Here is a 12,756-nt window from a genome sequence, read left to right on the forward strand (position 1 = left end):
GTTACCGTCCTGTCAGCAAGGAGTTGGGATTGCGCTCAATCGCTCGCGCCAGAGACGATACCGCCTGCGCCGCGCGCTCGACCTCGCGCAGCGCGTTGCGCGCGTCGCGTCCCAAACCGTTATTGGTCTGGTAGCCCTCTATGGTGGTGCCCGCCTGCGCAAGGACAAGGCGCGCCTGCTCGATCAGGCGGGGCAGATCACGGCTGGCCTCGGCAAAGGTATCGGCGGCATTGCTGGCCGAGTTCAGCGTATCCTTGGCTGTCTCGACCACGCCCGCCTCGCGCAGCTGCACCAGTACGGCGCTCAGCTCGTCCAGCGCGCCATTCAGGCTATCGGGCAGCTCGCGCGTGCTTTGCTGGTTGAGGAAACTGTCGACGGTGGTCAGCAATTCGGTCACCTGATCGGCCATCTGGTCGATGGCGACCTCCTCGATATTGCTGGCCACGCCCTCGATCCGGGCGATCAGGTCAGGCACGCCCTCGACCGCCGAATTGACGCCCTGCGCCGCCGCGGCGGCATCGTCCAGCGCCTTGCCCAGACGCTCGGACAGGGCGGCTTCGTTAAAGCCCTCGATCAGCGTGGCCAGCTGGTCGATCGCGGCGTTCATTTGCCCCGGCAGGGCGCGGACATCCTCGGAATTGATGACGCCGCGCGCATCGGCCAGAAGGCCGTTGAGGTTCTCGGGCGCGTCGCGCACCCCCTCGCTGGTGATCAAGGCATTGATATTACCCAGCAAATTGATTGCCTGGTTCATCACTTCCTCGACCGGCAAATCGTTGATCCGCTGGAATACCCCCTCGGCCGTGGCCGACACATCGGCGATATCGCTTTGCGTCGTGGGGATGCGCGGGCCGCTATCGCCCATCTCCTCCAACTCGGCAGGCGCGGCGCCCTCGATCTCGGTCAGCTCGACTTTCAGCCCGCCCGTCAGGATCGACGTGGTGGCCAGCCGCGCGCGCAGGCCGTCGCGCACCCGATCGGACAGGAAGTCCAGCGCCGTCTCGGCGTTCTGGTCGCCCTCCAAGCCCAGCTTGCCCGGCTGGATCGCCAGCGTCGCCAGCAGGCGCACGCGGTTGTCGCCAAAGCGCTCGGGATCGACCAGACCGTTCAGCGCGCTGACGCGGCCGATGTTCAGACCGGCCAGCTCGACCGGCGCGTCGACCGCGAGGCCCGCGATGTTTTCTTCGAAGACGGCCGAGAGGTTCAGCGTCTCGCCCTCGTCGCCGGCAAAGAGGCTGGCCCTGGCCGTGGCCTCGTCCGGATGAACGGTGATCGTCGCGCCCGGCTGCAGCGGCTCGCCCCCCGACACCATCGTGCCAAAGGTGACGCCACCCGAAATCAGCGACGCGATGGACGAGAAATCCAGCGCCGCGCCCCCCGGCCCCAGCGAGAAAGAGAAGCCGGATGTGTCCCAAAACCGCGTCGCAGTGTCGATGAGCCGGTCATGCGGGGCAAAGATGATCGCTTCGGCCTCGGCGGTGCTGCCATCCTGGCTGATCGACGTCTTGCCCAGCTGGCCGACATTGATCCCCTGATAGAGAATCGGCGCCCCTTCGGTCAGCGACACCCCCTGCCCCGCCCGCAGCGTCAGCAAGACACCCTCTTTGTTGAGACGCTTGAGCGGCGCATCGGGCAGCCCTTCGAACTGCCCGGCCAGCCCGCCCGGCTCGCTGTCCCAGATACCCTCGATGAACACGCCCGACAGAACGGTATCAAGCCCCGAAACGCCTTGCGCCGTCACCTCGGGGCGCACGACCCAGAACTGCGCCTCGTCGTCGACGTACTCGGCCACATCGGCATTCAACCGAACCGAGACCAGCACGCTGCCCAACCCTTGGGAGAATCCGACCTCCTCGACCATGCCCACGGTCACGTCGCGGTAGTGCAGCTCGGTCGAGCCCGCCGCGATGCCCGAGGCATTCTCGAACGCGATCTCGATCAGCGGGCCGCGGTCCAGATAGGTCTTGATGGCGACGCCCAGCACCGCGACCAGCGCGATCAGGGGCACCACCCAGATGATCGAAACCCGCCGGAACGGGCTCTTGCCCGCCGATTTGACCGGAGGCGGGGGCGGTGTGCTGTCGGTCTGTGTCACGCCGTATGTTCCTTTTCTGCGCCGGTCCGGTCCGCACCGGATGGGGCGGGATTGGGCGACACGGGCCGGCGCCCAGTGTCCCATATCAGCCGACTGTCGAAGTTCTGTGCAGATATCATGGTAAAGATGACCGACAAGGCGAAAAATATACTCGCCCGTCCGGGTGTGATATTCACGAGCGTCTGAAGCTGTACCAGCGACGACAGGACCGCCACGACAAAAACGTCGATCATCGACCAGCGGCCGATATATTCCACGATCTCATAGAGCTTCTGGCGCAGACCGTCCGAAATCTGCGGCCCCTGCCTCACCCCGATCACCAGGCCCAGAATGATCACGAACTTGCCCACCGGTATGACGGCACTGGCCAAGAGGATGATGAAGGCAACGCCCCATGCCCCATGATGGGCCAGATCGACCGCGCCACCGATGATCGTGTTGCTTTGCGTGCTGACGAGGGTCTTGGTCTCCAGCATCGGGTAGAGGTTGCCGGGGATGTAGCAGGCAACGCCCAAGAGCCACCACGCCATCACCTTTTGCAGCGACATCGGATCGCGCGACTGGATCTTGCCGCCGCAGCGGGGGCAAATCTGAGTGCCGTCCGGCGACACGCGGGTGCAGCGCTTGCACCCGATCAGGTTCATCTCCTTGGCTGTTTTCATGGGTCGAGCGACTTCCAGATCGAATAGCGGCACATCAGCACGTCGGTGGCCACGACGACGATCATCAGGATCGCGAACATCCAGGCGGCGGGGCCAAGGCTGACCTCGGCCATATCGCTAAGCTTGACCAGCGCGACGGCGCAGCCGATGGCAAAGATCTCGGCCATGGACCAGGGCGTCAGATCCTCGGCCAGCCGAAAAGCATGGCGCGCGAAAGGCGCCGGCGGCTTGTCCTGAATGACGGGGACCAGCACGTAGATCAGCAATGACAATCGGATCATCGGAATAATGATGATGAAGGCCAGAATGGCCGGCGCCAGAACGGCCAGCGCCCCGGTGAAGGCAAAACTGGTCTGGATGATGGACGTGCCATGGGTCAGCCCCCCTGCCCCGATCGACAGAAACGGAAAGAACATCGCCCCGGTGATCAGGATCAGGATGCTGGCCGACATGGCGATCAGCCACTTGCCTGCCTTGTTGCGCGGCGCGATCAGAACGGTGTGGCAGCGCTCGCAATAGGCGCGCTCGTCCTTTTGCACCTGCGGTACGGAATAGACGAGATCACAATGCGGGCAGGCGATCAGCCGTTCCAGCGGATCGGTCGGGCCTGCCTGGGCCGTATGGTCGGTTTGCGTCATAGCGCGCCATTGTCGTCGCACTGGACGCGGACCGCAAGCGGTAGCCGCGGTGGCGGCCCGCCTCATGTGTCAAGGAGCAGCGCACGATGGACGATTTTGCATAAATCACTGTTTTCACGGTGAAATAAGGAGGCCCCGTGCAGAATTTCGGGTTGGTTTAGCAACAGCACCTCTTGGTTTCGCGGCGAAACCTCACGGCTTGTCCAGCAGGGACTGGATTTCGACCATCAGCGAATCCATCAGGTCATCATCCAGCTTGCCACCTTCGAATCGCAGGACATACCCCCGCTCGTCGCGCATCTTGCGGATCGTGATCCCCGCGCTTGTGTGCAGCACGTCAGCCCCCTGCCAGCCCGCAACCGGGGCCCGCCTGGGCCGGCCGCCGCGCGCGCGGCTAGGAGGCGTGTCATCAGAGTGCGCGATCACGGATTCCACTGTCGCCCATTCCTGCTCGGGGTTTTCAGGCACGCGCCGCGCCAGAGCTTCGCGCAGCGCCGCATCACCGCCAGTGCGCAGCGCCTGTGCCAGCCGCAATCCCCGCTTCTCGCTCAGCGCCTCGGGAAAGGTCAGCATGTCGCCCAGCTCTTCGAAGATCATGGCGAAGGACCGCACCTTGCTGCGCTTGGCCTTGGAGGCTGTTGCATAAAGGCGGTCAACCGCTTCCTCGACATTGACAAAGGCCCCCTGCTGGGCCGAGATCACCGCGATGCGCCCCCGCTCGAACGGCGTTAATTGCGCGCGCACCTCGTTCTCTTCGACCATCGCCACAAAGGCACCATCCGCCTCGCCTCGGGGGCGCATGATCGCCCGGATCGTCGCGTATTTTTCCTGCCCCGTCAGTTCCTGCAGGGCGCGTACCGCCATGAAACGCCGGTAGCCCGAGATCAGCGCGTATTTGGTCCCGTCCGGTGTCGGCTCGGCCAGCTCGAACACTTCGATGGGCAGGCGCAGGCCGTTGGCGGCGATGGAGTGGCGCAGCTCGGTCATCTCATCCTCGGCCAGATCGATCCGGTCGCGCACCATGGCGTCAGGCTCGATTTCGGCCAGTGGCAACTCGGCCATCAGAAGGCCCGAATCGCGCGCCGCATCCAGCGCCCTCAACTCCGCCGCAACGCGGGCCTGCCCCGCCCGGATCTCGGCGCTGGCGGTCTGGATCTGCTGCGCCGCATCCCCCGCCACCTGCGCGATCGGCGCGCCCTGGCCCAGCGGCGGCCGGCCCGCGGTTTCGCGGCGAAACTCATCCTCGAACCGGCTCATATCCTCCGGGCTTGGTGCCTCAAGCTTCTTACGCTTTGCCATTTTCCGCCTCCTGCCTGCGCGCTGCGTCGTCACGGTACCACGTACCTATGATCAATTCCTTAACCTCAGCCCATGTCCGATCGAAAGTCTCGCGCCCGCGCACATAGGTATCGCGGTTGAACTCGCGATAATCGGCCTCGTAGATGCCATTCACCTGCTCACCCGCCTGGCCGACCATAGCAGTCATTTCCTGCCGGTAGGTCGTCATGAAATCGCCGAAATAGGCCTGAATGACGTTGGCCAGATCGGTCTGCTGGTTGGCATCGAAGCGGGTTATGATCGCGCGGACCGCATCCCATTCAAAGCCGATCTCGGGCAGGCCATCGCGGCGACGCGCGGCATTTTCGCCCTCTTCGACACTGGCGAATGTCGAATACAGCATATCGAAAAACCGGCCGGTGCTGTCAAATTCAAGGAAGGACGCGCCAAGCGGCACCAGCAGGATATCGGCAGCGGCCAGGGCATTGATCGTCAGGTATCCCAGCGCAGGAGGTGTATCCAGGAAGATGATATCGTAGTCGTCCACCACAGCTTCGCCCGTCAGCGCATTGGTCAGCGCATCCCAGAGCGGCCAGCTGCGCAGACCCATCCGCCAGACCGGAATCTGGAACTCCGCCCAATAGAGATTCAGTTGCGCGCCCAGAAGGTCGATATTGGGCCAATGCGTGCCCTGGATGACGTTTCGCGGCGAAACCCCCAGCGCCTCGGTCAGCGTTTCGTCAAAGGGCAGGGGGGGCTCGCCCGAGGCCTCGCGCACAATGTTCTCGGCTTGCACGGCCTTGGCGTAATCCTTGGCCAGAAGCGGGAAGGCGGTCGACCACTCATCCGGCACGTCACCCCCCATAATCGAGGTGAGCGAGCCCTGGCTGTCCAGATCTACCACTAGCACCTTATAGCCGTCGAGAGCGGCGGACATGGCCAGATGCGCGGTCGTCGTGGTCTTGGACGTGCCGCCCTTGAAGTTTGAGACGGCAACGATCTTGGCGGGCAGGCCCTCGGGCCGATAGGGCAAGTATTCACGGCCCGACGCGCCCTCGGCGGCGAAGTGCTGACGCAAGCGCAGCACGTCCTCCAGAGAGAACCATTTGGAATTGCCTTCGCCGGTGCCCTGGGGCAGGTCGGGGTGCTTCTTCAGGACGCGGCGGAAATGGGCGGGGGCGACGGGGATCAAATATTTGCAGATCTCCCAGGTCGAGAACCGGCGCAGGCGCTTCTTGCCGTCAGGAGCATAGCCGCGCCGGGCGAGGTCCTGGCGGCCTTTGCTGGCGAAGGCCGCGGCTTTTGCGAATCGGGCGGTGTCGATAGGATCCGAGAGCTTGGCGGCGGCCGCCGCCGGGTCGATGTTGAAATAGGGGGGGAGGGGCTCTTTGCCTGTGGTCATTGCATTGCCTCTGCGATGTTCGCTGTTTTGCATGATTTACCCCGATCTATGGCATATCGTGGGGCTGCAGTGAATCAATGATTGGGATTTCCCTGTAAAATCTCGATCTCGATAGAGAAAAGCGGCATCAAAGTTGTAGAGTCTTTGAGAGAATTTAAGGTCTTTGAGCCAATTAAATCTTTTAATATCATAGCCGTAAGAGCATTTCGGTGCCCGAATACAGGACCAAAGGCGCCTGTTTGCGGGGGCAAGGGTGCCCGGATTCGGGGGATTCGGGTCCGATTCGCAGGATCAAGGGTGCCAGGATGCGGTTAGACCCTGTTTCGGCTCTTTCAGCGCGCGGTCTGGTGAATATCCATTAAGGATTGCCCCGTAAACGGGTGCCTCAACGGCGCGAAGCAGCACAAAAAGTGCTGAAAGGAACCCATCTGCGGGACCGGCCCGATGGGCTGAGCAGCGTTATAAAGCACCCGATCTTGGATTGATCGCAGGTGCCTTTCGGGTCATACTGACAGAAAAAAACGAGGGCGAGCGATGAATGACATTCCCCGTGACCAGTTGACAGGCTCGCTGCGGCGCGCAGCGGTCAAGAAACATGTGGCGGCGATCCATGTGTCGGGCAAGCTGTCTCTGCTGCAGCGCAAGCTGTCAAACGTGCTCTTGCTCAACGCCTATGACACGTTGACGACGCAGCGCAGTCACCAGATCGACGCGGGCACGCTCTGCCTCATGATCGGGTATAACTCGAATGACACGGCGACGCTGAAACAGTCTCTGAAGGGCCTTGCAGAGACTGTGGCAGAGTGGGACATGCTGGATGCCTCGGGCCAGCAGGAATGGGGCGTCTCCAGCCTGCTCAGCTATGCGACGCTGAAGAACGGCGTTTGCGAATACGCTTATTCCCCCGCGCTGGCGGACAAGCTGCACGATCCCAAGGTCTTTGCGCTCATCAACCTAAATATCCAGCGCCGCTTCACCAGCGGTCATGCGCTGGCGCTGTATGAGAATTGCTATCGTTTCATCCGCACGGGCAGCACCGGCTGGTGGTCGATGGAGATCTTCCGGCGGCTGATGGGCCTCGAAGGGTCGAGCTATTACGAGAGTTTCAAGCATCTGAATGCCAAGGTCATCAAGCCGGCGGTTGCCGAGGTGAACAAGACGAGCAATATCGTGATCACGCCCGAGACGCGCAAGCGGGGCAGGACGGTCACCGATATTCGGTTCCTGATCAAGGAGAATCCGCAGCTGTCCATTCTGGATCTGGACGACGGTGCGGCGGCGCGGCACGGACCGGTCTATGCGCGGCTGCGCGATCTGGGCGTCAGCGACCGTCTGGCGCGGCAATGGCTGACCACCCATGGCGAGGATCAGGTGGAGGCCAAGCTGGAATATGTTGCGGGGCGCAAGAATGTGGGCAGCATGGTGGGCTACCTGAGTGCCGCGCTGTCCAATGACTACGGCGCGCCCGCGCCCGAGGCCAGACCCGGCAGCGCCCGCGCGCAGAAGCTGGGCCGGATGCAGGCCGCCGCGCAGGCGCGCACGCCGACGCAGCGCGATGCGGATAAGCGCCTGTTTGCCAACCGGATCGAGGATGCGGCGGCGCGCGCCGATTTTGAGCGCTTCGGCTGGATGTCTGCGCTGAACGCGCGGGCGATCCTGGAATTCTGGCACGAGATGGATCCGAGCCTTTATGACGGGATCGAGGAGGGTTGAGCCAGCAGGGCAGGGGGCCTCAAGCGTTTCGCGAAACGCGCGCCACGCTTTAGCCGCGCAGGCAGTATTGCGCGATGCGTTGGCGCAGGAAATCCTGCATCTGTGCGCCGCCCTGCGCGGGAGGATGATCACGCGAGGTGATCATCGCGGACTCGTGTCGGACCAGCGGCGCAAAGGGGCGCCAGACCACCCCGTCCTGCAGTGCGGCGCGCGCGTTGATCGGGTCGATGATGGCCAGGCCGCCGCCCGCTGCCACCATGCCGCGCGCGATGGCGTAGTAATAGCTGAAGGCGCGGTAGCGTAGCGGCATCCCGGCGGCAATCATCAGACGCTTCAACTGGCGGTCGGTGACGTGATCGCCATTGACCCCGATCATGCCGCGCCCGGCGAGATGGGTGGGGGTGATGACCTTCTCGCCGGTCAGCGCGTCGCTCTCTTGCATTATGCATAGACATTCCATGCCGAACACCTCGGCCTGTAGCCCGGCGACCGGCACCGGCGTGTCGATCAGCCCGATATCGACCTGCCCGCTTGCCGTCCAATCGGCGATCTGGCGCGAGGAATGCACGCGCAGCTCGATATGGGTGCCGGGATGTGCGGCCTGAAAATCCGCGATCAGTTGCGGCAGGAAATTCATCGCCAGCGCGCCATTCGTGGCGATGCTCAGCCCGCCGGCCCAGCCCTGGCGGATGTCATCGGCGCGCTGCTCGACCCGCGCGAGGGCCATGAGCCCTTGGGATATTTCGCCGCGCAGCTGCATCGCCTCGCCGGTGGGGGCGAAAAAGCCGCGATTGCGGTGAAACAGGCGAAAGCCCAGCTCGTCCTCCAGATTTCCGAGCGCGATGCTGACGGCGGGCTGGGTGAGGTTGAGGCGCTGCGCCGCGTTGCTGACGGATCCGGCCTCGAACAGGGCATTGAAGACTTCGAGATGACGGATCTTGAGCGGCATGGGCGGCGAGGGGCCTCGTCTATATAAGGAAATCGAAATTAATTATTACGCATATTGAATTGCTAAATTCAAGGCCGCTTCCTAACCTTGGGTCAGTTGGACAGGATCGGGAAGCAGAACAGCATGAGCGGCATTGAGAATCTGTGGATGCCGAACTGGTCCGGCACCTCCTACTGGCTGGACGGAGAGACGCCGCCCCAGGTGCCGGCGGTCGATCTGCCGCGCGAGGTGGATGTGGTGATTGTCGGGTCGGGCTATACCGGCCTCAATGCGGCGATCGAGACGGCGCGGGGCGGGCGCAGCACGCTGGTGCTGGAGGCCGAGATGCCGGGCTGGGGCTGCAGCAGCCGCAATGGTGGACAGATCAGCACGTCGATCAAGCCGACGCTGGAGAAGCTGGCGGCGCGTCATGGCATGAAGCGCGCGCAGGCGATCCGGGCCGAGGGGCGCAAGGCGCTGGAGTGGATGGGCGAGCGGATCGAGGCCGAGGGCATTGATTGCGATTTTCGCCGCGCGGGCCGGGTTCACGCGGCGCACACCCCCGCTGCTTATGAAGAGCTGGCGCGCGATGCCGAGGGGCTGCGCCGCAGCGAAGGCATCGAGGTCCACATGATCCCACGCGCCGAGCAGCGGCGCGAGCTCGGCACCGACGCCTATCATGGCGCCGCCCTCTTCCCGGCCCATGCGGCGGTGAACCCGGCGCGCTATGTGCACGGCCTGATCCGCAGCGCGATTGGCGCAGGTGCGCAAATCATGGGGCAGACGCCGGTGACGGGCATCACCTCGGGGCCCGCCGGGCAGGAGGTGCGCACCTCGCGCGGCGTGGTGCGGGCGCGCGACGTGATCGTGGCGACCAACGGCTATACCACTGGCGCGACGCCCTGGCAGCAGCGCCGGGTCATCCCCATCGGCAGCTACATCATCGCGACCGAGCCGTTGGAGCCGGGTCTGATCGACCGGCTGTTTCCGACCGACCGGATCGCCAGCGACACCTGCAAGGTGGTCTATTACTACCGCGCCTCGCCGGACCGCACACGCATCCTTTTTGGGGGCCGCGTGTCGGCCGCCGAGACGGATACGCGCATCAGCGGCCCGCGCCTGCACAAGGACATGTGCCGCATCTTTCCCGAGCTGAGCGGCGCGCGCATCAGCCATAGCTGGATGGGCACGGTTGCCTATACCTTTGACGAGCTGGCCCATACCGGCACGCATGAGGGTGTGCATTACGCCATGGGCTATTGCGGCTCGGGTGTGTCGATGGCCAGCTATCTGGGCATGCGCATGGGGCAAAAGGTGCTGGGCCTGGTCGAGGGGCGCACGGCGTTTGACGATCTGCCCTTTCCGACGCGGCCCTTCTACACCGGGCGGCCCTGGTTCCTGCCGGCTGCCGTGGCCTGGTATCGCTGGAACGACGCGCGGCAGAGGGGGCGCGCCATGGCAGGATAAGACGGACCCCAAGGGCCACCGGAATACCGGGGCCATTAACCAACAGAGGAGAGAAAGATGAAACACAAGATCGCATTGACCGTGGCGGCGGGCCTGATGGCCACGACCGCGCTGGCCCCTGTGGCAAACGCCGAGGGCAAGGAATTGACCGTGGCCAGCTGGGGCGGCTCGTACCAGGAGGCGCAGAGCAAGGCCCTCTTCGAGCCTTATGAGGCGGCGACCGGAAACACCGTCAAACAAGAGACCTATGGCGGCATGTCGGATGTGCGCCTGCAGGTCTCCTCGGGGCAGGTGACGCTGGATGTCGTCGCCAGCGGATCGGGATCGGCGGCGCGCGCCGGGGCCGAGGGCCTCTTGGAGCCGCTGGATTATGACGTGATCGACGTCAGCAGCTTTCCCGAGGAATTCTATAGCGAGTATTGCGTGGGCGGCGATGTATTCTCGGTCGTGCCCGCGTTCTCGACAGCGAAGTTCGGCGAGGAGGGCCCGCGCGGATGGGCGGATTTCTGGGACACCGAGAAATTTCCCGGCTCCCGCGCCTATCGCGGCACCGTCTCGGGCGCGCTGGAGCCCGCGATGATGGCGCTGGGTGTGGCCCCCGAGGATGTCTATGCCGAGCTGAGCAGCGAGGACGGCATCGAGCGCGCGCTCGACAAGATCCGCGAGCTCAAGCCGAACATCGCGGTCTTCTGGACCTCGGGCGCGCAGCAGGCGCAGCTGATGAAGGACGGCGAGGTGGACATGTCGACCGGCTGGAATGGCCGCTTTGACAATGCCGCCGCGGATGGTGCCGAAGTGTCCTATTACTTTGATCAGGGTCTGCTGGACTACGACTGCTTCGCCATTCCCAAGGGCGCGCCCAACAAGGATCTGGCGATGGAGTTCATCGCCGAGATCTCGAAGGCCGAGTATCAGGACGACCTGCCGAAATACATCACCTACGGGCCGACCAACTCGGACGCCTATGATACCGGCGAGATCAGCGCCGAGGTCGCGGCCAGCCTGCCATCGGCCCCCGAGAACATGGCCAAGCAGCTGGCCATTTCGCTGGAGTGGTATGCCGAGTGGGAGCAGATCGCAGCCGAGATGTATCAGGAAATGCTGACCGAGTGATCGGCTTCGGGCTGGATGCGGGCGGCCTCTGCCGCCCGCATTCCAATAAGATACGAGGGAGCAAGATATTGAATACCAAACCCGAAGCCCTGCCGATCACCGTGCGCGGCGTAACCAAGACGTATGGCCGCGTGCATGCGCTGGACGATGTGTCGCTGGACGTGAAAAGCGGCGAGTTTCTGACCCTGCTTGGCCCTTCAGGCTCGGGCAAGACGACACTGCTGATGGTGCTGGCGGGCTTTACCCGGCCTGATTGCGGCAGTCTCCAGTTCGGCGAGGACGAGATGATCCGCACCGCGCCCCATTTGCGCGGCGTCGGCATGGTGTTTCAGAACTACGCGCTTTTCCCGCATATGACGGTCGCCGGGAATGTCGGCTATCCGCTGCGCCTGCGCGGTGTGCCGAAACCCGAGCAGTCCGAGCGGATCGAGCGCGCGCTGGAGTTGGTGCAGCTGGGCGGCTACGGGGATCGCGGAATCGAGCAGCTGTCCGGCGGGCAGAAACAGCGTGTGGCGCTGGCCCGCTCGATCGTGTTCGAGCCGCGGATTTTGCTGATGGACGAGCCGCTGAGTGCGCTGGACAAGAAATTGCGCGACCGCATGCAGATCGAACTGCGGCACCTGCATGAACAGCTGGGCATGACCACCGTCTATGTCACCCACGACCAGCGCGAGGCGCTGACCATGTCCGACCGGATCGCCGTGGTGAACCATGGGAAGATCATGCAGCTGGCCAAGCCTCAGCAACTCTATGACCGGCCCGAAAACAAGTTCGTCGCGGACTTTATCGGCGATTCCAGCTTTCTGCCTGTCACGCGGGACGGGGCAGGGGTCAGGTTCGGCGACATGCCGCTGCAGATGGATGGCAAAGTGCCCGACGCGCAATCGCTGCTGCTGATGGTGCGCCCCGAGCGGGCGCGGCTGCTGGTGCACGAGGCGCCCGAGGATACCAACGTCTTTGACGTCACCGTGACCGAGCTGGTCTATCAGGGCGAAAGCTATCTGCTTTATGCGCGGCTCAGGGACGGCAGCGAGATCGCCGTGCGCGGTGCGATCCGCGAAGGCACCTTTGCCGGGCTGCCACGCGCCGGGGATACGGTCAAACTGGGTCTGCACAAGGCCGATACAGTCGTTATCGCGGATGGGGGCAGCTAGATGGCGGTGACCGATACCTCGGGCGATCTGCACGCCGCCGGTCTGCGCCGCGATGAGCGGATGGAGCGGTGGAAGCTTTTCGGCCTCGGTTCGCCCGCCCTGCTGCTGGTGCTGGTGATCCTGGTGATCCCGGTCGGCTGGCTCTTCTACGTGTCCTTTGTGGGCGCCGACGGGAATTTCTCGCTGGAGAATTACGAGCGGATGATCAAGCGCAAATCCTATATGCGTATTTTCATCACCACCTTTCAGGTCAGTGTGCTGACCACCGGTCTTTGCATCCTGATCGGCTATCCGCTGGCCTATTTC

The 12,756-nt window shown here is 63.7% G+C and carries 10 protein-coding genes and 1 pseudogene; 5 read left to right on the top strand and 6 right to left on the bottom strand.

The genetic code is table 11. The features are described from left to right. Window position 1: 1 nt before the first annotated feature. The 5 genes from ACEWPM_RS17895 to ACEWPM_RS17915 form a co-directional block, all read right to left on the bottom strand. A complete protein-coding gene (locus ACEWPM_RS17895; RefSeq protein ID WP_420768096.1) occupies window positions 2-2,095 on the bottom strand; it encodes a PqiB family protein in 2,094 nt (697 codons plus the stop codon). Beyond that, window positions 2,092-2,757 carry a paraquat-inducible protein A gene (locus ACEWPM_RS17900; RefSeq protein ID WP_420768097.1) on the bottom strand — a complete coding sequence of 222 codons (666 nt, stop codon included), beginning with the start codon at window positions 2,755-2,757 and terminating at the stop codon, window positions 2,092-2,094. The genes ACEWPM_RS17895 and ACEWPM_RS17900 overlap by 4 nt, the downstream gene beginning before the upstream one ends. Then, window positions 2,754-3,395 carry a paraquat-inducible protein A gene (locus ACEWPM_RS17905; protein WP_420768098.1) on the bottom strand — a complete coding sequence of 214 codons (642 nt, stop codon included), beginning with the start codon at window positions 3,393-3,395 and terminating at the stop codon, window positions 2,754-2,756. Before ACEWPM_RS17905 ends, ACEWPM_RS17900 begins: the two co-directional genes overlap by 4 nt. A 192-nt stretch (window positions 3,396-3,587) precedes the next feature. Further along, the gene (locus ACEWPM_RS17910; RefSeq protein WP_420768099.1) at window positions 3,588-4,694 is read right to left on the bottom strand and encodes a ParB/RepB/Spo0J family partition protein; all 1,107 of its coding nucleotides are present in this window, start codon (window positions 4,692-4,694) and stop codon (window positions 3,588-3,590) included. Further along, window positions 4,681-6,075 carry an AAA family ATPase gene (locus tag ACEWPM_RS17915; protein ID WP_420768100.1) on the bottom strand — a complete coding sequence of 465 codons (1,395 nt, stop codon included), beginning with the start codon at window positions 6,073-6,075 and terminating at the stop codon, window positions 4,681-4,683. Before ACEWPM_RS17915 ends, ACEWPM_RS17910 begins: the two co-directional genes overlap by 14 nt. 534 nt (window positions 6,076-6,609) lie before the next feature. On the opposite strand from ACEWPM_RS17915, the gene ACEWPM_RS17920 reads away from it, so the two are divergent. After that, the gene (locus ACEWPM_RS17920) at window positions 6,610-7,788 is read left to right on the top strand and encodes a replication initiation protein (RefSeq protein ID WP_420768101.1); all 1,179 of its coding nucleotides are present in this window, start codon (window positions 6,610-6,612) and stop codon (window positions 7,786-7,788) included. Window positions 7,789-7,837: 49 nt separating this feature from the next. On the opposite strand, the gene ACEWPM_RS17925 is transcribed toward ACEWPM_RS17920, so the two are convergent. Then, window positions 7,838-8,737 carry a LysR family transcriptional regulator gene (locus tag ACEWPM_RS17925; RefSeq protein ID WP_420768102.1) on the bottom strand — a complete coding sequence of 300 codons (900 nt, stop codon included), beginning with the start codon at window positions 8,735-8,737 and terminating at the stop codon, window positions 7,838-7,840. A 123-nt stretch (window positions 8,738-8,860) separates the two neighbouring features. On the opposite strand from ACEWPM_RS17925, the gene ACEWPM_RS17930 reads away from it, so the two are divergent. From ACEWPM_RS17930 to ACEWPM_RS17945, 4 genes and pseudogenes are all read left to right on the top strand, one after another. Then, window positions 8,861-10,183 (top strand): NAD(P)/FAD-dependent oxidoreductase, encoded by a 1,323-nt coding sequence (locus tag ACEWPM_RS17930; protein ID WP_420768103.1) that lies wholly within the window; start codon window positions 8,861-8,863, stop codon window positions 10,181-10,183. A 57-nt stretch (window positions 10,184-10,240) separates the two neighbouring features. Further along, the gene (locus ACEWPM_RS17935; RefSeq protein WP_420768104.1) at window positions 10,241-11,296 is read left to right on the top strand and encodes an ABC transporter substrate-binding protein; all 1,056 of its coding nucleotides are present in this window, start codon (window positions 10,241-10,243) and stop codon (window positions 11,294-11,296) included. A gap of 68 nt (window positions 11,297-11,364) precedes the next feature. After that, complete coding sequence (locus ACEWPM_RS17940) at window positions 11,365-12,450, top strand: ABC transporter ATP-binding protein (protein ID WP_420768105.1); 1,086 nt, start codon at window positions 11,365-11,367, stop codon at window positions 12,448-12,450. Then, window positions 12,451-12,756: pseudogene (locus ACEWPM_RS17945) on the top strand (ABC transporter permease); the annotation flags it as partial.

Source organism: Roseovarius maritimus (genome assembly GCF_043355895.2).
Taxonomy (GTDB): domain Bacteria; phylum Pseudomonadota; class Alphaproteobacteria; order Rhodobacterales; family Rhodobacteraceae; genus Roseovarius; species Roseovarius maritimus.

Coding starts and splice junctions, on each gene's coding strand:
- ACEWPM_RS17900 (WP_420768097.1), bottom strand. CDS start 2,757: ATGAAAACAGCCAAGGAGATGAACCTGATCGGGTGCAAGCGCTGCACC.
- ACEWPM_RS17905 (WP_420768098.1), bottom strand. CDS start 3,395: ATGACGCAAACCGACCATACGGCCCAGGCAGGCCCGACCGATCCGCTG.
- ACEWPM_RS17910 (WP_420768099.1), bottom strand. CDS start 4,694: ATGGCAAAGCGTAAGAAGCTTGAGGCACCAAGCCCGGAGGATATGAGC.
- ACEWPM_RS17915 (WP_420768100.1), bottom strand. CDS start 6,075: ATGACCACAGGCAAAGAGCCCCTCCCCCCCTATTTCAACATCGACCCG.
- ACEWPM_RS17920 (WP_420768101.1), top strand. CDS start 6,610: ATGAATGACATTCCCCGTGACCAGTTGACAGGCTCGCTGCGGCGCGCA.
- ACEWPM_RS17925 (WP_420768102.1), bottom strand. CDS start 8,737: ATGCCGCTCAAGATCCGTCATCTCGAAGTCTTCAATGCCCTGTTCGAG.
- ACEWPM_RS17930 (WP_420768103.1), top strand. CDS start 8,861: ATGAGCGGCATTGAGAATCTGTGGATGCCGAACTGGTCCGGCACCTCC.
- ACEWPM_RS17935 (WP_420768104.1), top strand. CDS start 10,241: ATGAAACACAAGATCGCATTGACCGTGGCGGCGGGCCTGATGGCCACG.